16 protein-coding genes are annotated in these 20,895 nt (G+C 67.1%); 11 read left to right on the top strand and 5 right to left on the bottom strand.

Features of this window, described 5'->3' with window-relative positions; translation table 11 throughout:
* Positions 1-36: 36 nt before the first annotated feature.
* The 4 genes from acpP to ACYQ2W_RS03995 all read left to right on the top strand — a co-directional run bounded on the left by acpP (position 37) and on the right by ACYQ2W_RS03995 (position 3,185).
* Positions 37-273: an acyl carrier protein gene (gene acpP, locus ACYQ2W_RS04010; RefSeq protein ID WP_459863460.1), complete on the top strand. Its 237-nt coding sequence runs from the start codon at positions 37-39 to the stop codon at positions 271-273.
* A 120-nt stretch (positions 274-393) separates the two neighbouring features.
* Complete coding sequence (gene fabF / locus ACYQ2W_RS04005; RefSeq protein WP_459863481.1) at positions 394-1,632, top strand: beta-ketoacyl-ACP synthase II; 1,239 nt, start codon at positions 394-396, stop codon at positions 1,630-1,632.
* A 23-nt stretch (positions 1,633-1,655) separates the two neighbouring features.
* On the top strand, positions 1,656-2,990 hold the full coding sequence (locus tag ACYQ2W_RS04000) for an aminodeoxychorismate synthase component I (RefSeq protein ID WP_459863479.1): 1,335 nt from the start codon (positions 1,656-1,658) through the stop codon (positions 2,988-2,990).
* 21 nt (positions 2,991-3,011) lie between these two features.
* On the top strand, positions 3,012-3,185 hold the full coding sequence (locus ACYQ2W_RS03995) for a hypothetical protein (RefSeq protein WP_459863458.1): 174 nt from the start codon (positions 3,012-3,014) through the stop codon (positions 3,183-3,185).
* Here ACYQ2W_RS03995 and ACYQ2W_RS03990 read toward each other — a convergent pair.
* The 5 genes from ACYQ2W_RS03990 to tdh all read right to left on the bottom strand — a co-directional run bounded on the left by ACYQ2W_RS03990 (position 3,157) and on the right by tdh (position 7,864).
* On the bottom strand, positions 3,157-3,738 hold the full coding sequence (locus tag ACYQ2W_RS03990; protein ID WP_459863456.1) for a FlgO family outer membrane protein: 582 nt from the start codon (positions 3,736-3,738) through the stop codon (positions 3,157-3,159). The two genes, ACYQ2W_RS03995 and ACYQ2W_RS03990, sit on opposite strands and share 29 nt — an antisense overlap.
* Before the next feature lie 38 nt (positions 3,739-3,776).
* Positions 3,777-4,490 carry a hypothetical protein gene (locus ACYQ2W_RS03985; RefSeq protein WP_459863454.1) on the bottom strand — a complete coding sequence of 238 codons (714 nt, stop codon included), beginning with the start codon at positions 4,488-4,490 and terminating at the stop codon, positions 3,777-3,779.
* 321 nt (positions 4,491-4,811) lie between these two features.
* Positions 4,812-4,997: a hypothetical protein gene (locus tag ACYQ2W_RS03980; protein WP_459863452.1), complete on the bottom strand. Its 186-nt coding sequence runs from the start codon at positions 4,995-4,997 to the stop codon at positions 4,812-4,814.
* A gap of 538 nt (positions 4,998-5,535) precedes the next feature.
* Positions 5,536-6,735, bottom strand: coding sequence for a glycine C-acetyltransferase (gene kbl, locus ACYQ2W_RS03975; protein ID WP_459863450.1), 1,200 nt, complete (start codon positions 6,733-6,735; stop codon positions 5,536-5,538).
* 91 nt (positions 6,736-6,826) lie between these two features.
* Positions 6,827-7,864: an L-threonine 3-dehydrogenase gene (gene tdh, locus ACYQ2W_RS03970; protein WP_459863448.1), complete on the bottom strand. Its 1,038-nt coding sequence runs from the start codon at positions 7,862-7,864 to the stop codon at positions 6,827-6,829.
* Positions 7,865-8,109: 245 nt separating this feature from the next.
* Between tdh and ACYQ2W_RS03965 the strand changes: the two genes are divergently transcribed.
* The 7 genes from ACYQ2W_RS03965 (at position 8,110) to hrpA (ending at position 20,887) form a co-directional block, all read left to right on the top strand.
* A complete protein-coding gene (locus tag ACYQ2W_RS03965) occupies positions 8,110-9,624 on the top strand; it encodes a fumarate hydratase (RefSeq protein ID WP_459863446.1) in 1,515 nt (504 codons plus the stop codon).
* A gap of 120 nt (positions 9,625-9,744) precedes the next feature.
* Positions 9,745-10,677, top strand: a complete 933-nt coding sequence (gene mdh / locus ACYQ2W_RS03960; RefSeq protein ID WP_459863444.1) for a malate dehydrogenase — start codon at positions 9,745-9,747, stop codon at positions 10,675-10,677.
* Positions 10,678-11,020: 343 nt separating this feature from the next.
* On the top strand, positions 11,021-11,896 hold the full coding sequence (locus ACYQ2W_RS03955; RefSeq protein WP_459863442.1) for a proteasome-type protease: 876 nt from the start codon (positions 11,021-11,023) through the stop codon (positions 11,894-11,896).
* 198 nt (positions 11,897-12,094) lie between these two features.
* Entirely contained in the window at positions 12,095-15,391 is a 3,297-nt protein-coding gene (locus ACYQ2W_RS03950) for a transglutaminase family protein (RefSeq protein ID WP_459863440.1), read from the top strand.
* A 220-nt stretch (positions 15,392-15,611) separates the two neighbouring features.
* Positions 15,612-15,950: a hypothetical protein gene (locus ACYQ2W_RS03945; RefSeq protein WP_459863438.1), complete on the top strand. Its 339-nt coding sequence runs from the start codon at positions 15,612-15,614 to the stop codon at positions 15,948-15,950.
* Between the two features lie 219 nt (positions 15,951-16,169).
* Positions 16,170-16,637: a CYTH domain-containing protein gene (locus ACYQ2W_RS03940; protein ID WP_459863436.1), complete on the top strand. Its 468-nt coding sequence runs from the start codon at positions 16,170-16,172 to the stop codon at positions 16,635-16,637.
* Between the two features lie 284 nt (positions 16,638-16,921).
* Positions 16,922-20,887 (top strand): ATP-dependent RNA helicase HrpA, encoded by a 3,966-nt coding sequence (gene hrpA / locus ACYQ2W_RS03935; RefSeq protein WP_459863434.1) that lies wholly within the window; start codon positions 16,922-16,924, stop codon positions 20,885-20,887.
* Positions 20,888-20,895: the final 8 nt, after the last annotated feature.

Genomic DNA, 20,895 nt, shown 5'->3' with positions numbered 1-20,895 from the left:
GCTGCCTCTGGAACTCACTGGGAGGATATAACCGTCATGAGTAGCATTGAAGAACGCGTCAAGAAGATCGTTGTCGAGCAGCTGGGCGTCAAAGAGGACGAGGTGACCACCGAAGCCTCTTTCGTCGACGATCTGGGCGCGGATTCGCTGGACACCGTCGAACTGGTGATGGCCCTGGAGGAGGAGTTCGAGTGCGAAATCCCCGATGAGGAGGCCGAGAAGATCACCACCGTCCAGCAGGCGATCGACTACATCAACGCCAACTTGGGCTAATCGTCTAAGTGCTCCCAAGAGCCGCCCGCCCCTTGGGGTCGGCGGCCTTTTGTATTGGTCATTCGCGGCCCCGCCGATCGATGATGCGGGGCCGCGCGAAGTCGAGAGGACTTTCCGTTGTTGGGTAACAGACGCGTCGTGATCACCGGTCTGGGTATCATCTCCCCGGTAGGCAACACCGTGGAGACGGCCTGGGAGAATCTCCTCGCCGGCCGCAGTGGGATCGGTCCGATCACCCATTTCGATACGGCCGATTTCTCGGTTCGTTTCGGCGGCGAGATCCGCGACTTCGACGTTAGCCAATACATGTCGCCGAAAGAGGCGAAGAAAATGGACCCCTTCATCCACTATGGGTTCGCCGCCGCGACTCAGGCGATTCGGGATGCGGGGCTCACCGACGACGAGGCGGATGCCGAGCGGATCGGTGTCTCCATCGGTTCCGGCATCGGTGGTATCGGTACCATCGAGCATACTCACTCCACCTTCGAGGAGAAGGGGCCGCGGCGGATCTCGCCCTTCTTCGTACCGAGCGCGATCATCAACATGATCTCCGGCAACGTTTCGATCCGTTACGGTTTCAAGGGTCCCAACATCGCCCTGGTGACCGCCTGCGCCACCGCCACCCACTCGATCGGGGATGCCGCGCGCATGATCGCCTACGGCGATGCCGACGTGATGGTGACCGGCGGTGCCGAGATGGCCACCACCCCTACAGGCCTCGGCGGCTTCGCCGCCGCCCGGGCGCTCTCCACCCGCAATGACGACCCCGCCGGCGCCAGCCGTCCGTGGGACAAGGGGCGCGACGGTTTCGTGCTGGCCGACGGCGCCGGTGTGGTGGTGCTCGAAGAGTACGAGCGGGCGAAGGCCCGTGGTGCCCGCATCTACGCCGAGGTGGTCGGCTTCGGCATGAGTGGCGACGCCTTCCACATGACCCTGCCGGCCGAGGGGGGCGAGGGGGGCAAACGCTGCATGCTCAACGCGCTGCGCGACGCCGCGGTCGACCCCTCCCGGGTCGACTACGTCAACGCCCACGGCACCTCCACCCCGGCCGGCGACAAGGGGGAGAGCGACGGCATCAAGGCCGCCTTCGGCGACCACGCCCATCGGTTGGCGATCTCCTCCAGCAAATCGATGACCGGTCACCTGCTGGGGGCCGCCGGTGGTATCGAGGCGATCTTCACCACGCTCGCGATCCGCGACCAGGTGGCACCGCCCACCATCAATCTCACCGACCCCGATCCGGCCTGTGACCTGGACTACGTGCCCAACACCGCCCGACAGATGAAGATCGACGTCGCCATCTCCAACTCGTTCGGTTTCGGCGGCACCAACGGTACCCTGGTCCTCAGGAAGGTGTGATCGCGCCGACCGACGACGCACCGGTGGTGGTCCGCACCCTGGACCACCACCGGGACCCCCTGGCCCTGATGCGGGCCAATCCCTCCCGCTATCCCTATCTGCTCGAAAGCGTCGCCCACGGCCCGGCCCAGGCCCGCTACGACCTGCTCTTCGCCTTTCCGGGGGAGCGCCGACGGCTCGATCGTGCCCCGGATGGTTTTCTTCAACGGCTCGACCAATGGTGGGCCGCCGAGCGGATCGCCCCGTCACGCACGGATCTTCCCTTCGTCGGTGGCTGGTTTCTTTACCTCGGTTACGAGACGGCCGCCGAAGTGGAGCCGGTCCTGAGCCTGCCGCCGGCCGACGACGGCATGCCGGCCGCATTCGCTACCCGGGTTCCCGCAGCGGCCATTCGAGATCACCGGACGGGATTGCTTCATCTGGTGGCGGAGCGGAGATTTGAACACCTGCTCGATGTGATGGCCGCCGATTTCACGGCGGCGGGGCCGGTCGAGCCGTTCTTCGGCGAGGTGTTGTCGGGCGCCTTGGAGGAGGATGACCCACAGCGCTACATCGATGGCGTGAAGCGGGTGAAGCGCTACATCTACGACGGCGACGTCTTTCAAGTGAACTTGGCCCGCGCTTGGCGCGGAGTGCTGGCGGCCGGGGTCGGCCCGGTCGATCTCTATGCCCGGCTGCGCCGCAGCAATCCCGCCCCTTTTGCGGCCCTGGTGCTGGCGGGGGCGGGCGGGGTGATCAGCTCCTCGCCCGAGCGGTTGGTGGAGCGGCGTGGGGATCTGGTGCAGACCCGTCCGATCGCCGGTACCCGCCCGCGCGGCAAGGGGGACGAAGAGGACGCCAGTCTCTCGTGTGAACTGCTCGGTCACCCCAAGGAGCGGGCCGAGCATATCATGCTGATCGACCTGGAGCGCAACGACCTGGGGCGGGTCTGCGTCCCCGGCAGCGTCGAGGTGAGCGAGCTGATGGTGCTGGAGAGCTACGCCCATGTCCACCACATCGTCTCCAACGTCCGCGGCCGGCTGCGCGACGGGGTCACGCCGGGACAGGTGATCCGCGCGCTCTTCCCCGGAGGCACCATCACCGGGTGTCCAAAGGTGCGTTGCATGGAGATCATCGCCGAGCTGGAGGGGGTGGGACGGGGTGCCTACACCGGCTCTCTCGGCTACCTCAACCGCGACGGCTCCATGGATCTCAACATCCTCATCCGCACCCTGGTCCAGGACGGACGTCGCGTCACCCTGCGGGCTGGCGCCGGCATCGTCGCCGATTCCGATCCCGAGCGGGAGCTGGAGGAGACCCGCGCCAAGGCGCAGGGCATGCTGTTGGCGCTTTCCGGGAATCTGTTGGACGATGGATGAATCGGCCGCGGGAGGGGGGTGATGACCCGTTTCGCGGCCAACCCGCCCAGCATGCTGATCTCGATGGCCCGCCACCACGCGGAGGCGGTGCAGGAGGTGCCGATGGTCACCGGGTGGAGTGATCCGTCGACCGCGGAAGGGGAGAAAATGCCGGGCGCCCGCGCCTTCAGCGGTAGAAGCGGCTACTCCGATTGACGGCACGCCGTTCGGAGAGCAGCTCCTTCACATCGTTGTCGATCGGCAGGGAGAAGTCGTGGGAGGCGATGATCTTGCTGTCGGCGGCGCGGATCAGGCGCACCGTCATGAACACGGTGTCCGCCCCGACCGCATAGGTGCCGACCAGCACGCCCTGGGCGTCGTGCTGGTTGCTGATGTTGCGCAGCTCGCGCGAGAGCAGGAATTCACCCTGTTCCCGTGCCATATAGATGTTGTCGCGCAACTTGGTCTCGACCACGTGGAAGCCCATCTGAACCAGTCGCGAGGTGACCTGCTCGGTGGCCATGCGGCCGAGTGAGGAGGACTGTTCCAGACTGTCGACACTGACGAAGCTGGCGGCGATCAGCGGCTTGGCGGGGTCGAGCGAGGAGTTCAGGTTGGCGATCAACTGCTCGCTGGCCTTGTAAAAGGCAGTGGTGAGCCGGGAGTCCGGGTGGCTCTTCTCGCGGGTCGCGGTGGTGGTGGCGGTGCAGCCGACGGCCAGGAGGGCGATCAGCAGCAGTGCCGAAAAGCGGGTGATCTTGTGGTTCATGGGCCCTGTTTCCTGCAGACTAAGGACGACGTCGAGGGTTACCGGTCGGTGACCTGGAAACGCCGGGTCGGGGTGTGGCACTGCTCCTGGTAGTGAGCGTCGTCGCCGTCGTTGATGTAGTAGATGCCGGTCTTGCGGAACAGGTAGGTGTCGTTGCGGGTGACCGAAACGTTGATGATCACCTCGGTGTCGGGGGTATCGGTGAGGTAGCCGCTGCCGATGTCCGCCAACACGCCGGCGCCCAGCAGGTTGAAGACCGCGGTGTCGTGGGTTGCCCCGTATTCCGCCAGATCGTGCACCGCCCACAGACCGGCGGCCAGCGCGGTGTAGGTGCCGGGGCGCGGGCGGAGGTACCCGCGGTCGGTGTGGCGGAGCACTTGGGCGTGGAACTCGACGTCGAGATCGGCACCTCCGCGCTGCTGCACCGTAGCCCCCTTCTCCACCAGTTTGGTAATCAGCATTTCACGGAAGACCTGATTGAAGGGGGTGGCGCAGTGGCTGACGGTGCCGCCGCAGGCCGTGCTGCTGCAGGAGAGACCGACCCGGCTACCCGCCTTCAGGTAACCCTCCAGGGACGTGGTGATACGCCCGGCCACGTCATCGGCGAGCAGCTCCCAGTGGTGGGCGGCCTGCATCTTCTGCTGGGTCGCGTAGGGATAGGTCTCGGCGAGCGGGTATTGACTCTTCGTTGCGCAGCCGGCGAGGGAGGCTGCGGCGAGCAGTAACAGCGAGCGCTTGATCTTGTTGTTCATTCCCGGATTCCACGAGTTGGCCCACGATCCGGCGACGCGGTGGCGGCCGTTCGGGGAGACTATTTGGGACTCGGCCAGACTAGCGTCAAACGCCGATGGTGTCCACTAGATGGGTTGTCGTGGGCATGCGCATCATCCAGAGCGCCCTTTTTTCCATCGCCCACCCGGGTTCCGATCGAGGTCCAAGCACATCTTCCACCGAAAGTCGCTGAGTGTGGAAGGTGACTCGGTTGGGGGAAGGGCGGAGTGTCTGCCCCGGGGAAAAGGACCCGGTGCCGCGTGGCGCCGGGTCCTTTTCGTCCTCCCCGACGAGAGCCTCCGTCAGGCGTGGGTATTGATGATCGAACCCCGCTCGCCCTCGGCCATCTCCGTCTGACGGGACTCGCCCGCCTCCTGCGCGGCGCTCTCGCCGGACTCTCCCGAGGCGGGCTTGGGGGCGGTGGCACTCTTGGCGGCGTTCATGGCCTCGACGGCCAGGGAGCCCATTCCGACGCTGTTGACGTTCATGTTCCACTTCTCCTTTCGGTTTCTGTAGGGGGTGTCGCCCGGGAGAGATGCCCGGGCACAGGGACGTTATCGACGATAAAAATTTAAGCTGAAGGCTGTTCTTTTAGAATTATCGAAAAAAATACGAAAAATTTACAAAAAGGTATAAGGGGAACATGAAAAAAAGCTTAATGCTGGCTTAAGAGAACCAATTGATGGGCCTCTTGAAACACCGGGAACGACGGCGATTTTGGCTGCTGACGACAACGTAGACCCAGTGTTGCATGAATTTTCGGTTCTGAGGACTATCAGCGTGCGGAAACCGGCGGCGCGCGGACCTTTTTGGAGGCCCGCCAGCAGCGGGCCGATGATCGCGTAGCATCCGCGCCCTGCTCACGCTCCTCGCCGGGCAGCCGACCGGGGAGCGCACCGGGCTGCGCCTCGACCCCCGGCGGGGGCAACAGCCTCCGCGACAACCGTCGCCAAGTGGCGCTGGCGGCAACTTCCCATAGTGTAGAAAATCAGCGCCCGATCGGAGCGTCACCGCGAAGGATCACCGCTACCCTTGCGGATTCAACTCGGCATAGGTCTCGGCGAAGGCCTGGATCGCGCGGTCCAGGTCCTCCCGGGTGTGGGCCGCCGAGATCTGGGTGCGGATGCGTGCCTTGCCCTTCGGCACCACCGGGAAGAAGAAGCCGATGGCGTAGATGCCGCGCTCCAGCAGCGCGGCGGACATCCGTTGGGCGAGTACCGCGTCGCCGAGCATCACCGGCACGATCGGATGCTCCCCCTCGGGGATGTCGAAACCGGCGTCGCGCATCCCCTGGCGGAAGTAGCGGGTGTTCTCCTCCAGCCGGTCGCGCAGTTCGGTGGACGCCGAGAGCATCTCCAGCACCTTGATTGAGGCGGCGCAGATGGCCGGCGCCACGGTGTTGGAGAAGAGGTAGGGGCGGGAACGCTGGCGCAGCAGGTCGATGATCTCCTTGCGCCCCGAGGTGTAGCCGCCGGAAGCCCCGCCGAGCGCCTTGCCGAAGGTGCCGGTGATGATGTCGACCCGCTCCATCACCCCACAGTATTCGTGGACCCCGCGGCCGGTCTTGCCCATGAAACCGACGGCGTGGCAGTCGTCGTGGTGGACCATGGCATCAAAACGGTCGGCGAGGTCGCAGATCTTGTCCAACTGGGCAATGGTCCCATCCATCGAGAAGACGCCGTCGGTGGTGACCAGGATACGGCGGGCGCCCTTCTCGCGGGCCTCCTTCAGTTTCGCCTCCAGATCCGCCATGTCGTTGTTGCGGTAGCGGTAGCGCGCCGCCTTGCACAGGCGCACGCCGTCGATGATCGAGGCGTGGTTGAGTTCGTCGGAGATCACCGCATCCTCGGCGGTGAGGATGGTCTCGAACAGGCCGGCATTGGCGTCGAAGCAGGCGGCGTAGAGGATCGTCTCCTCGGTGCCGAGGAATTCACTGACCTTCGCTTCGAGCTGTTTGTGGATCGACTGGGTGCCGCAGATGAAGCGCACCGAGGAGAGGCCGAAACCCCACTGGTCGTAGCTCGCCCTGGCCGCCGCGATCAGCTCGGCGTTGTTGGCCAGTCCCAGGTAGTTGTTGGCGCACATGTTGACGACTTCGCGGCCGTCGGCCAGCAGGATGTCGTTCTTCTGGTCGGAGGCGATGATCCGCTCCTCCTTCCACAGGCCCGCCTCGCGGATGCCGTTCAGTTCTTCGGTAAGACTCTCTTTGGCGCTTTTGAAACTCATGTCGATATCCGTCGGAATTTCATGGGGTGCATACGGCACGCCCTGGGGATGTTCGGGATTGGAGGGCCTTCCAATCGTCGGAAGAGGGAAATCACTCCTCTTCCCAGTTGAGGATCACCTTGCCGGATTGGCCCGAGCGCATCACGTCGAAGCCCTGCTGGAAATCGGTGTAGTGAAAGCGGTGGGTGATGATCTTCTCCAGCGGCAGCCCGGTCTGCACCATCATCGTCCCCTTGTACCAGGTCTCGAAGATCTCGCGGCCGTAGATCCCCTTGATGGTCAATCCCTTGAAAACCACGTCCTCCCAGTTGATGCCGGAGCCGTTGGGCATGATGCCGAGCATGGCGATGTTGCCGCCGTTGATCATCTTGCTCAGCATCTCCTTGAAAGCGTGGTGGGAGCCGGACATCTCCAGCCCCACGTCGAACCCCTCGAAGATGCCCAGGCTGCGCATCAGCTCGCGGGTGATGGCGGTCTGGCCGACGTTGATCGGGATCACCCGCGAGACGATGCTCTTCGCCAGGTTGAGGCGGTAGTCGTTGAGATCGGTGATGACGATATTGCGCGCCCCGCAGTGGTCGGCCACCATCGCCGCCATGATGCCGATGGGGCCGGCACCGGTGATCAGCACGTCCTCGCCCACCATGTTGAAGGAGAGCGCGGTATGCACCGCGTTACCGTAGGGGTCGAAGCAGGCGAGCACCTCGGTGGGCATCTCGCGGCTCGGCCGGTAGACGTTCTTCTCCGGGATCGACAGATATTCGGCGAAGCAGCCGGTGCGGTTGACGCCGACGCCGATGGTGTTGGGGCAGAGGTGGCGGCGCCCGGCGAGGCAGTTGCGGCAGCGCTCGCAGACGATGTGCCCCTCGCCGGAGACCACGTCGCCGAGATTGACGCCGGTCACGTTGGAGCCGCGATCCACCACCACGCCGGCGAACTCGTGACCGATGGTCATCGGCACCGGGATGGTCCGCTGGGCCCACTCGTCCCAGTTGTAGATGTGGACGTCGGTACCGCAGATCGCGGTCTTCTGGATCTTGATCAGGACGTCGTTGTTGCCCACCTCGGGCAGCGGAACGTCATCCAACCACAGCCCCTCTTCGGGGCGCTTTTTGACAAGCGCTTTCACGGTGCCGCCTTCTGCTGTTTTCGATGGATTCAGGGAGCCGGCCGCGGCACGCCGCGGCCGGGGAGACGACACCCTAACATGGGGGCCGTGGCAGTGGCGAGACTGCTCGACGGTCCGGTTGCGGCCGTCGTTCAGCGAGGGGTGCTGCGTGCCTACGGTCGATGCCGATTCGGCTTAACCCTACGTTTACTGTAGAATCGGCCGGCCGCGTCGCCTCCTGCGATCCGGTGCGGAGGCCACGAAGCATGACCACGATCCGTCAGGACGATTTCATCCAAAGCATCGCAGATGCACTGCAGTACATCTCCTACTACCACCCGGTGGATTACATCCGGGCGCTGGGGGAGGCCCACGCGCGGGAGCAGTCACCGGCGGCGCAGGACGCCATCGCGCAGATCCTCTACAACTCGCGGCTGTGCGCCGAGGGGCATCGGCCGATCTGCCAGGACACCGGGATCGTGGTGGTCTTCCTGGAGATCGGCATGGAGGTGCGCTGGGAGGCCGGGCTGGACGTCGAGTCGATGGTCAACGAGGCGGTGCGCCGCGCCTACGGCCACCCCGACAACGTGCTGCGCGCCTCGGTGCTCGCCGATCCGGCCGGTGCCCGTACCAACACCCGTGACAACACCCCGGCGGTGATCCACACCCGCGTCGTCGCCGGCGACAAGGTGGAGGTGAAGCTGGCGGCCAAGGGGGGCGGCTCGGAGAACAAGGCGCGTTTCGCCGCTCTCAACCCCAGTGCCGATATCGTCGAGTGGATCGTCCAGGCGGTGGAGGGGATGGGCGCCGGCTGGTGTCCGCCGGGGATCCTTGGCGTCGGTATCGGCGGCACCCCGGAGAAGGCGCTGCTGCTGGCCAAGGAGTCGCTGCTGGCGCCGGTGGACATCCATGAATTGCGCGAGCGGGGGCCGACGAGCCGCGCCGAGGAGCTGCGCCTGGAGCTGTTCGAACGGGTCAACGCCCTCGGCGTGGGGGCCCAGGGGCTGGGCGGTTTGACCACCGTGCTCGACATCAAGGTGCTCGACTATCCGACCCACGCGGCCTCCCTGCCGGTGGCGGTGATCCCCAACTGCGCCGCCACCCGCCACGCCCACTTCACCCTCGACGGCAGCGGCCCGGCCCATCTTGCGCCGCCGCGGCTGGAGGATTGGCCCGACGTCACCTGGACCGTCTCCCCGCAGGCGCGGCGGGTCGATCTCGACGCAGTGACCGCCGAGGAGGTGGCGAGCTGGACGCCGGGCGAGCGGCTGCTGCTCAACGGCAAGCTGCTCACCGGCCGCGACGCCGCCCACAAGAAGATCGCCGATCTGCTCGCCCGCGGCGAACCGCTGCCGGCCGGGGTCGATTTCCACAACCGCTTCATCTATTACGTCGGCCCGGTGGACCCGGTGGGCGACGAGGTGGTGGGGCCGGCCGGGCCCACCACCTCCACCCGCATGGATGCCTTCACCGAAACCATGCTCGGCCAGGCAGGACTGCTCGGCATGGTGGGCAAGGCGGAGCGCGGGCCGCAGGCGATCGAGTCGATCCGCAACCACCGCGCCGCCTACCTGATCGCCGTCGGCGGCGCCGCCTACCTCATCGCCAAGGCGATCCGCGGCGCGCGGGTGGTCGCCTTCGCGGAGCTGGGGATGGAGGCGATCTACGAATTCGAGGTCGAGGACCTGCCGGTGACCGTCGCCGTGGACAGCCACGGCGAGTCGGTCCATAAGAGCGGACCCGCCGAGTGGCGGGTCAAAATAGAACAGATGCGCGGGTGATTGGGCGGACGGTGCAGCCGCAGCGCCGCAGGCCCGTCGGATGGGTGATGTGCCGGCCGCTTCCGCGTCCGCACGGTCCCCGGGGCCTGCGCCGACCCCGCATCGCAGAGGCTGATTTGCATGTTGAAACTCTCCATCATCGGCGCCGGTAACGTCGGCAGCCACATCGCCGTCTACGCGGCGGGCAAGGATCTGGCCGACATCGTGCTGCTCGACAAGGACGAAGGGAAGGCGCGGGGGACCGGGCTGGACATCACCCAGGCGATGGCCATGGCCAACGTCGACCGGGTGGTGAAGGGGACCGGCGACTACGCCGACACCGCCGGCTCCGACATCGTGGTGATCACCGCAGGCCTCGCGCGCAAGCCGGGGATGTCCCGCGACGACCTGCTGGGGGTGAATGCCGAGATCGTCCGCTCGGTGACCCGCGAGGTGGTGAAACACTCGCCCGACTGCATTCTGGTGGTGGTGACCAACCCGATCAACACCATGGCCCAGCTCGCCTTCGAGGAGAGCGGCTTTCCGCGGGAGCGGGTGATCGGCGTGGCCGGGGTGCTCGACAGCGCGCGGTTCAAGGCGTTCATCGCCGCCGAACTCGCCATCGGTGCCAGCCGCATCCAGACCATGGTGCTCGGCGACCACGGCGCCCAGATGGTGCCGCTGGTGGACCACTGCACGGTGGACGGGGTGCCGATCCGCGAGAAGATCCCGGAGGAGCGGATCCAGGCGATCGTCGATCGGGTGCAGCACGGCGGTTCGGAGATCGTCAAGCTGCTGCGCACCGGTTCCGCCTACTATGCGCCGGGCACCGCCACCGTCGAGCTGCTCGACGCAATCCTCAACGACCACCAGCACACCCTGCCCTGCGCGGTGCTGCTGAAGGGGGAGTACGGGGTCGACGGGCTGTTCGTCGGCGTGCCGGTGCTGATCGGCCGCAACGGCATGGAGGAGGTGGTGGACGTCCACCTCACCGAGGCCGAGACCCGTGCCTTCCAGCTCTCCGTCGAGCATATCCGCGAGCGGCTCGAGCAGCTCGCGACGATGGCTGTCTGAAGCGTACAAGGCCGCCGCTGCCGCGGCGACGCGAACGGGGGTCGCGGGGGAAGATTCGCCTTGACCTTTCCGAGCGTGATCCTACCGTTCGGGAGGCGCATGCCGACCCGAGTGACGGTGCCCCCGTTCACGTCGCGGCGATAGCCGCGACCCCTACCGACCCCGCCGTTCAAAGGGCCCGGCAAACCGCCCGACAAAAACGGTTTCTTCCCTTCGGATCCGACATACAATAGGGGCTCCGTCCTCCCCGCGGGGGCGGTGGCGGAACCCCCCGTCGGGCGAGGCGGGTTTCGAAGTAACGAGTTTGAACGCCGCGGCGGATCGCGGCGAGCCGGGAGGATCGATGACCTACTGCGTGGCGATCACGGTGAACGACGGGTTGGTGCTCTGCTCCGACTCGCGCACCAATGCCGGGGCGGACATGCTCTACACCCACGGCAAGATGCACACCTTCCACCCGTCCCCCGACCGTTTCTTCGTGGTGATGACCGCCGGCAATCTGGCGACCACCCAGTCGATCATCAGCCGCATCGAGTACGACCTGGAGAATCCCGAGATCCCCAACCTGCTCGGCTGTCCCAAGATGTATGACGTCGCCCGCTACGTCAGCCAGGTGAGCCGCGATGAGCACGCCCGCGCCCAGTCGGACACCGCCTCCGCCGGGGTCGACACCTCCGCCTCCCTGATCCTCGCCGGCCAGATCGGCAGCGTGGCGCCGGCGGCCTACCTGATCTACTCCGCCGGCAACTTCATCACTGACTCCGACGAAACCCCTTTCCTGCAGATCGGCGAGAGCAAGTACGGCAAGCCGATCCTTGACCGCATCGTCACCCGCGATACCACCCTGGAGGACGCCGCCCGCTGCGCCCTGGTGTCGATGGACTCGACCATCCGCTCCAACGCCACGGTGGGGCCCCCGATCGATCTGCTGGTCTATGAGCGGGACACCTTCGAGAGCGACCACTACCTCCACCTGACCGACGACGACGACTACCTGCGGGCGCTGCGCCAGAGCTGGAACGAGTCGCTGAAGGTGTCGTTCGCCAACCTGCCGCTGCTCCACTGGGAGCAGCGCACCGGCGGCGGCAACGGTGAGGCGGCACCGCCGCTGCAACCCTCCCCGCAGCAGCCCGCCGGGATGATCCAGAATCAGACCTTCGAGGAGCTGTCGCCTCCCGACAACATTCTGCCGATGATAAACGACGTCGGATATAAGTGATCTGGCGTCGGTCGACGTTATCGGACCGGGTCGACGAGGTCTCCTTATCGAACGGCGTGCCGGCGTGACGATTCGGTGGGTTACGGCGCGCCCGTTTGCCGGCTGAGATCGGAAAGGGAGGGTGGCATGCGCGCCTAACCCACCCTACGATACGGCGGTACATTCACCTTTTCGTCGTATCCATAGAGGGACTTCCCCGTGTCGATCCGCGTCGCCATCCGCCACCGCACCGAATACCGTTACGACCGTCCGATCCTCCTCTCGCCGCATCTGGTGCGGCTGCGTCCGGCCTCCCACTGCCGCACGCCGATCCACGCCTACAGCCTGCAGATCGAACCGAAGAAGCACTTCGTCAACTGGCAGCAGGACCCCTTCGGCAACTTCGTCGCCCGCTACGTCTTTCCCGAGCGGGTCAAGCGGCTGGTGGTGGAGGTGGAGCTGATTGCCGAGATGACGGTGATCAACCCCTTCGACTTCTTCGTCGAGGAGTCGGCCAAGGACTTCCCCTTCACCTACGCCGAGCACCTGGCCGGCGAGCTGGCCCCCTACCTCAAGGTGAGCGAGGCGGGGCCGCGGCTGCGCGACTACGTCGCCACCATCGACCGCGCGGATACCCCGATCGTCGATTTCCTGGTCGCCGCCAACCAGCGTTTGCAGCAGGAGATCGGCTACACCCTGCGCATGGAGGCGGGGGTGCAGAGCTGCGAGGAGACCCTGGCCAAGGCCACCGGCTCGTGCCGCGACAGCGCCTGGCTGCTGGTGCAGATCCTCCGCCACCTGGGGCTCGCCGCCCGTTTCGTCTCCGGCTATCTGGTCCAGCTGGCCGCCGACGAGCCCTCCCTCGACGGCCCCTCCGGACCGACCAAGGACTTCACCGACCTCCACGCCTGGGCCGAGGTGTTCGTGCCGGGGGCCGGCTGGATCGGCCTCGATCCCACCTCCGGGCTGTTCGCCGGCGAGGGCCACATCCCCCTCGCCTGCACCCCGGAGCCCAGCTCGGCGGCGCCGGTGAGCGGCCTGATGGAGCCGTGCGAGACCGAGTTCGTCTTCGAGAACGGGGTTACCCGCATCCACGAGACGCCGCGGGTGACGCTGCCCTACAGCGACGCCGAGTGGGACGCGGTGATGGCCCTGGGCGATCGGGTCGAGGCGGTGCTGACGGCGGGGGACGTGCGCCTCACCCAGGGCGGAGAACCCACCTTCGTCTCGATCGACGACCGTGACGGGGCGGAGTGGAACAACGCCGCCCTCGGCCCGCGCAAGGAGCGGCTCGCCCGCGGGCTGTTGCGCCGGCTGGCCGACCGCTTCGCCCCCGAGGGCGTGTTGCACCACGGCCAGGGCAAGTGGTACCCCGGCGAGGAGCTGCCGCGCTGGGCCTACAGCTGCTTCTTCCGCGCCGACGGCGAGCCGTTGTGGCAGCGCCGCGAGCGCCTCTCGCCGGCCGAACCGCCGGGCTACGGGCCGGGTGATGCCGAGCGGCTGGCCGAGGCGCTGGCCGCTCGGCTCGGCGTGGGGGAGGGGACGGTGATGGCCGCCTACGAGGACTCCGCCCACTACCTGCACTACGAGTCGACCCTGCCCGACGATCTCGATCCGCGCAAGGCCGACCTCACCGACCCGCTGGAGCGGCGTCGGCTGGCGCGCCTGCTTGGCCGCGGACTCGATCGGGTGACCGGCTTCGCGCTACCGCTCGCCTGGTCCGATGAGGGCAAGCGGGAGGGGTGGTTTTCCGCCCGTTGGTCGCTGCGCCGCGACCGCCTGGTGCTGCTCCCCGGCGACTCGCCGATGGGCTACCGGCTGCCGCTCGATTCGCTGCCGTGGGCGGCGCGGCGCCGCCGTCTGCACCCCGAACGGGACAGCTTCGACGTACGCGATCCGCTGGTCTCCGCCAGCGAGATCGCCAGCCGCTACTCTACCCTGGTGCCGCCGACCCGCGGCGGCACGCTCAGCGATCAGCCGAGCGCCGACGAGGCGGGGGTCGCCGAGGCGGTGCCGCACACCGCGCTCTGCATCGAGCCGCGCGAGGGGCGGTTGTGGATCTTCCTGCCGCCGCTCAGCCACCTGGAGCACTGGATCGAGCTGCTCACCGCGGTGGAGGAGGCGGCCGAGGCGTGCGGCGTGGCGGTGGAGCTGGAGGGCTACGAGCCCCCCTCCGACCCACGCCTGCGCAAGCTGGCGGTGACCCCCGATCCGGGGGTGATCGAGGTCAACATCCACCCCGCCGCCGATTGGCGGACGTTGGTGGCGAGCATCGAGACCCTCTACGAGGAGGCGCGGGAGAACCGTCTCGGCACCGAGAAGTTCATGATCGACGGCCGTCACACCGGCACCGGCGGCGGCAACCACGTCACCCTCGGCGGCGCCACGCCCGCCGACAGCCCGTTCCTGCGCCGCCCCGACCTGCTCGGCAGCCTGCTGCTCCACTGGCAGCACCACCCGGCGCTCTCCTACCTCTTCTCCGGCCTCTTCGTCGGCCCCACCTCGCAGGCCCCGCGGATCGACGAGGCGCGCGACGATGCCCTCTACGAACTGGAGATCGCGCTCCAGCAGCTGACGCCCGGCAAGGAGAGCCCGCCCTGGATGGTGGACCGGCTGTTCCGCAACCTGCTGGTCGACGTCACCGGCAACACCCACCGCGCCGAGTTCTGCATCGACAAGCTCTACAGCCCCTCCGGTCCCACCGGGCGGCTCGGCCTGCTCGAGTTCCGCGGCTTCGAGATGCCACCGCACTGGCGCATGAGCGCGGTGCAGATGCTGCTGCTGCGCGCGCTGGTGGCGCAGTTCTGGGAGCGCCCCTACCGCGGCCGCCCGGCGCGCTGGGGGACCGTGCTGCACGACCGCTTCCTGCTGCCTCATTATTTGGAGGAGGACCTGCGCGAGGTGCTCGACGGGCTGCGCGAGGGGGGCTTCGACTTCCGCTTCGAGTGGTTCGCGCCGTTTTTCGAGTTCCGCTTCCCTCACTATGGCGACGTGCAGCACCAGGGGATGGCGCTGGAGCTGCGCGGGGCGATCGAGCCGTGGAACGTGCTCGGCGAGGAGGTCACCTCGCAGGGCACGGCGCGCTACGTCGACTCCTCGGTGGAGCGGTTGCAAGTGAAGGCGCGCCGGTTCAACCCGGAGCGTTTCTGCGTCACCTGCAACGGCCGCCGGGTGCCGTTGCAGCCTACCGGGGTGGAGGGGGAGTTCGTCGCCGGGGTGCGCTTCAAGGCTTGGCAACCGGCCTTCGGTCTCCACCCGCTGCTGCCGGCCGACGGTCCGCTCACCTTCGACCTGTTCGACTTGCACAATGGCCGTGCCATCGGTGGCTGCACCTATCACGTCGCCCACCCCGGCGGACGCAACTACGAGACGCTGCCGGTCAACGCCAACGAGGCTGAGGCGCGCCGGGTCGCCCGTTTCCAATCCCACGGCCACCGTATCGACGCACCCGTCCCGGCGTTGGGGCCCCCCAATCCCGCCTTCCCCGCCACCCTCGACCTGCGTTACCGCCCCTGACACTGGTCCGTTGGGCGATGGATGGCTTGGCCGCGGAGGCGCACCGGTCGGAGCAGGCAGTGCGCCTTGTGCCATCTCGGCGTACTTTCACAGTAAAAAGCAGGCGCTCGTCCGGAGTACCGCTCTGTTCGCGCCCCGCTCATGGTATCCTTCACCGCTTTGTAACGATTCGGGGGATGACGCGCCCCGGCGACCGGGTTGACCTGGAGACGGTTGGACGATGACGAAGCAATTGAGCCTGCCCAAGGAGCGGCGATTGACGGTGGTGTTTCGGGTGGAGCCGGGGTGTCTCGGCCCGGAAGGGGAACGGCACGTGGCCGGTTTTTGCGACTTCACGCAGGCGCGAATGGCCTCGGTCGATGCCGATTTCATCGGCTGGCGGATCATCCCGCGGGACGACAAGACGATGCCGGAAACCGAGTATCGGGTGGGTGAGCGGCGCCTCAGCCATGATCAGGCGGATCGCTACCTGCAAGTGTTCCAGAAACGCCTCGACGAGTTCGAGGGGCACCTCCAGGACCACATCGTCGAACTGATCGAAGAGTACTTCGAACGCTGAACGAAGGCGTAGGATGGGCGAAGCGTAGCGTGCCCATCAAAACGGCACTGCCACCGCAAAATTCACCGCCTTCGTTCGATGGGCACGTTGCGCTCGCTCCTTTGCCCATCCTATCCCGGCTCCGTCCATAAGGGCTTGCCCTGCCCGTTACCCACCAGCGACTCACTGATGGCCGATTTGTGGGTAAAGGGCAGGGCTTGCCTAACCGGAGGATGAACCATGGCAAAAGAGATCGAACGCAAATTCCTGGTGAGCGGTGACGGCTGGCGGCGCGAGGCGCGCAAGTCGGTCCACTACCGGCAGGGCTACCTGCCGACCACCGAGGTCTGCTCGGTGCGGGTGCGGGTGGCCGGCGACGAAGCCCACCTCAACATCAAGAGCGGCACCCTCGACGTGACCCGCCACGAGTTCGAGTACCCGATTCCCATGGAAGACGCGGAGGAGCTGCTGGATCTGCTCTGCCTGCGCCCGCAGATCGAGAAGACCCGCCACTTCGTCGATCACGGCGACCACACCTGGGAGGTGGACGTCTTCGCCGGGGAGAACGAGGGGCTGATCGTCGCCGAGATCGAACTATCGGACGCCGACGAGGCGTTCGTCATCCCGGAGTGGATCGGCGAAGAGGTCTCCGGTGACATCCGCTACTACAACAACCAGTTGGTGGCCCATCCGTTCAAAGACTGGTGAGGTCGCTTGTCGAACGCGAATCGGAGGCCGCGGGGTTCCGGTTTGCAACGGGGTCGGACGCAGAGCGTCCGAGGTGGGAGGGTTACGACGCAGAGCGTCGTAACCAGGGGGACCAGGGGAATCACATCTTCTCCGTCCCTCTTTCTTCGTACCCTTCGGGTCAAGACAGGACCTTTCCGGATTGGCACGGCCTACCGGATTCGCGCATCGCTACCGGTAACCGCCACCCCAATCCGCCATGTTATCCTTCGCGGTCTTTTTCCGGCCCGCACCCCCACCTCGCTATGGCTGACTCCAACGACGACTCCCCACGGGCCCGGCTGCAGGCGCTGCGCGACGCGCTGGCCGGTTGTCCGGCGGCGGAGCGGGGGCGCTTTCGCAAGCGAATCGACGGTATGGCCCGCGCCCTGGCCGCCGGGCGCCCCATCGACAAGCCGCTGACGGCCGTGGGGGCAGAGATCCAGGCGAGTGCGTCGCATTTGCAGCGCAGGCGCGAGCGGCTGCCGGTGCCGGAGTACCCGGAGGAGCTGCCGGTCTCCGAACGGCGTGAGGAGATCAAGGCGGCGATTGCCAAACACCAGGTGGTGGTGGTGGCCGGCGAGACCGGCTCCGGCAAGACCACCCAGTTGCCGAAGATCTGCCTGGAGCTGGGCCGTGGGGTGGCGGGGTTGATCGGCCATACCCAGCCGCGGCGGATCGCCGCCCGCTCGGTGGCGACGCGCATCGCCAGCGAGTTGAAATCGGAGCTGGGGGATCTGGTCGGCTACAAGGTGCGCTTCGGCGACCGCACCGGTCCCGACACGATGGTCAAGCTGATGACCGACGGCATCCTGCTCGCCGAGAGCCAGGGGGACCGCTTCCTCAGCGCCTACGACACCCTGATCATCGACGAGGCCCACGAGCGCAGCCTCAACATCGACTTCCTCCTCGGCTACCTCAAGCAGCTGCTGCCGAAGCGCCCCGACCTGAAGCTGATCATCACCTCGGCGACCATCGACACCGAACGCTTCTCGAAGCACTTCGACAACGCCCCGGTGGTGGAGGTCTCCGGCCGTACCTATCCGGTGGAGGTGCGCTACCGGCCGCTGCTCGAAGGCGACGAGGAGGAGCGCGACCGCGGCCAGTTGGAGGGGATCCTCGATGCGGTGGACGAACTGTCGCGGGAGGGCAAAGGGGACATCCTGGTCTTCCTCAGCGGCGAGCGGGAGATCCGCGAGACCGCCGAGGCGCTGCGCAAGCACCACCCGCCCCACACCGAAATCCTGCCGCTCTACGCCCGCCTCTCGGCGAGCGAGCAGAACCGGGTTTTCGCCCCCCACGGCGGGCGGCGCATCGTGCTCGCCACCAACGTCGCGGAGACCTCGCTGACCGTCCCCGGCATCCGCTACGTGGTCGATCCGGGCACCGCGCGGATCTCCCGCTACAGCCACCGCACCAAGGTGCAGCGGCTGCCCATCGAGGCGGTCTCGCAAGCGTCGGCCAACCAGCGCGCCGGCCGCTGCGGCCGCGTCGGTCCCGGCATCGGCATTCGGCTCTACGCGGAAGAGGAGTTCGCCGCCCGCATCGAATTCACCGACCCCGAGATCAAGCGCACCAACCTGGCGGCGGTGATCCTGCAGATGGCCTCCCTGGGGCTGGGCGACGTGGAACGCTTCCCGTTCGTCGATCCACCGGACCGCAAGTTCATCAACGACGGCTTCAAGACGCTGTTCGAGTTGGGCGCGATCGACGAAAAACAGCGACTGACGGAGCTGGGCCGCGAGCTGGCCCGCCTGCCGGTGGACCCGCGGGTCGGGCGCATGGTGCTGCAGGCGCGCCACGAGGGGTGCCTCACCGAGGTGCTGGTGATCGCCGCCGCCTTGAGTATCCAGGATCCCCGCGACCGCCCCCTGGAGCACCAGCAGGCCGCCGACGAGAAGCACAGGCGCCACTGGCACGAGGACTCGGATTTCGTCGCGCTGCTCAACCTGTGGAACTTCTACCACGAGGAGAAGCGCAAACTGTCGCAGAAGAAGCTGCGCACCTTCTGCAAGGAGAATTTCCTCTCCTTCAACCGCATGCGCGAGTGGCACGACGTCCACCAGCAGCTCCACAACCAGGTGGCGGACATGGGGCTGCGCTTCAACGAGGAGCCGGCGGAGTACCCGAGCCTCCACCGCGCGCTGCTCGCCGGGCTGCTCGGCAACGTCGGCTTCCGCACCGAGGAGAAACAGTTTCTCGGCGCCCGCAACGTCAAGTTCAACCTCTTCCCCGGCTCCAGCCAGTTCAAGAAGCCGCCCAAGTGGGTGATGGCCGCGGAACTGGCGGAGACCGCGAAGCTCTACGCCCGCACCGTGGCGCGCATCGAGCCGGAGTGGATCGAGCCGCTGGCCGGCCATCTGGTGAAGAAAAGCTGGTCGGAGCCCCACTGGTCGAAGCGGGCGGGGCAGGTGAGTGCCTGGGAGAAGGTGACCCTCTACGGCCTGACCATCGTCTCGCAGCGGCGGGTCAACTACGGACCGATCCATCCGGCCGAGTCCCGCGAGATCTTCATCCGCCAGGGGTTGGTGGAGGGGGAGATCCACAGCCGCGGCCGCTTCCTCGCCCACAACCGCGCCCTGATCGAGGAGATCGAGGCGATGGAGCACAAGTCGCGGCGCCGCGACCTGATGGTCGACGAGCAGCAGCTCTATCGCTTCTACGACGAGCGCATCCCCGCGGGGGTCTACTCCCTGCCCGCCTTCGAGAAGTGGCGCAAGGGGGCGGAAGAGCAGAATCCGAAGTTGCTCTTCCTCACCCGCGAGTACCTGATGCAGGGGAGCGCGGTGGACGAGGCGCAGTTCCCCAACCAACTGGCCATGGGGGAGCTGATCCTGCCCCTGGAGTACCATTTCGAGCCGGGCCACCCCGCCGACGGGGTGACCCTGCGGGTGCCGCTGGCGGCCCTCAATCTGGTGGACGGCGAGCGCTGCGAGTGGCTGGTGCCGGGGCTGCTGCGCGAGAAGGTGGTGCAGCTGATCAAGTCCCTGCCGAAGCAGTTGCGCAAGCACTTCGTCCCCGCTCCCGACTACGCCGAGGCGGCGCTGGCGGCGATCGGTCCGCCACAAGGGGCGCTGATCGAGGCGCTGGCCGCCCGCCTGCGCGGCATGAGCGGCGTGGCGATCCCGCCGGAGGCGTGGCGCGCGGAGGCGGTCGACGACCACTTCCGCATGAACTTCCGGGTGGTGGACGACCGCGGCAAGCCGCTGGCCGAGGGACGCGACCTGGCGGCGCTGCAACGGCGGATGGGCGAACGCGCCCAGGAGAGCCTGCGCGCCCGCCCCAGCGAGGAGGGGCTGGAGCGCCACGGCATGAGCCGCTGGGAGTGTGCGACGCTGCCCCGTCAGGTGGCGCTGGAGCGGGCCGGGGTGAAACTCCACGGCTTCCCCGCGCTGGTCGACGAGGGGGAAATGGGGGTGGCGGTGCGGCTCTTCGACAGCGCGGCGAAGGCCGACGGCGCGATGGCCGCCGGGCTGCGCCGGTTGATCCGCCTGAGCCTGCCCAAGGAGATGAAATACCTGGCGCGCAACCTCCCCGGCATCGACCGTATCTGCCTCCACTACGCCCCGGTGGGGCGCTGTGACGAGCTGAAGGTGGCGCTGGTCGACGCGGCCATCGACCACGCCTTCATCGAGGGGCGCGATTTTCCCCGCGAGCGAAAGGCGTTCGAGGAGCGGCTCGCCGAGTGCAAGCCGCAGCTGGTGGCCACCGCCAACCGGATCTGCGCACGGGTGGGGGAGGCGTTGGAGGCCTACCACCGGCTACGCAAGCGGTTGAAGGGGACCCTCCACCCCCACGCCCTGGAGGCGGCGGCCGATGCGCGCCGCCAGCTCGACCGGCTGATCGGCCCCGGCTTCCTTGCCCGTACCCCGAGCGAACGGCTGGCCGACCTTCCCCGCTACCTGCAGGCGATCGAGCTGCGGCTGGAGAAGGTGGGGCGCGGCGCGGAGCGGGACCGGGCGGCGATGCTCGACGTGGAGGCGCTGTGGAAACGCTACGAGGAGCGCCACCGGCGGTTGGCCGGGGAGGGCGTCGAGGAGCCGGCGCTGGAGGCCTTCCGCTGGCAACTGGAGGAGTTGCGGGTATCGCTGTTCGCGCAGGAGCTGGGCACCCACGGCACGGTGTCGGTGAAACGGCTGGAGAGGCAGTGGGAGGCGATCCGCCAGGGGGCGGCCGGTGGGCCGGAAGGATCGCGCAGCGGTCCAGCCGGGGCCGTTTCTGCAAATGGATAGCCCTTCTG

It is taken from the genome of Endothiovibrio diazotrophicus (assembly GCF_054657215.1).
This window is presented reverse-complemented; position numbering and strand designations above follow the sequence as displayed.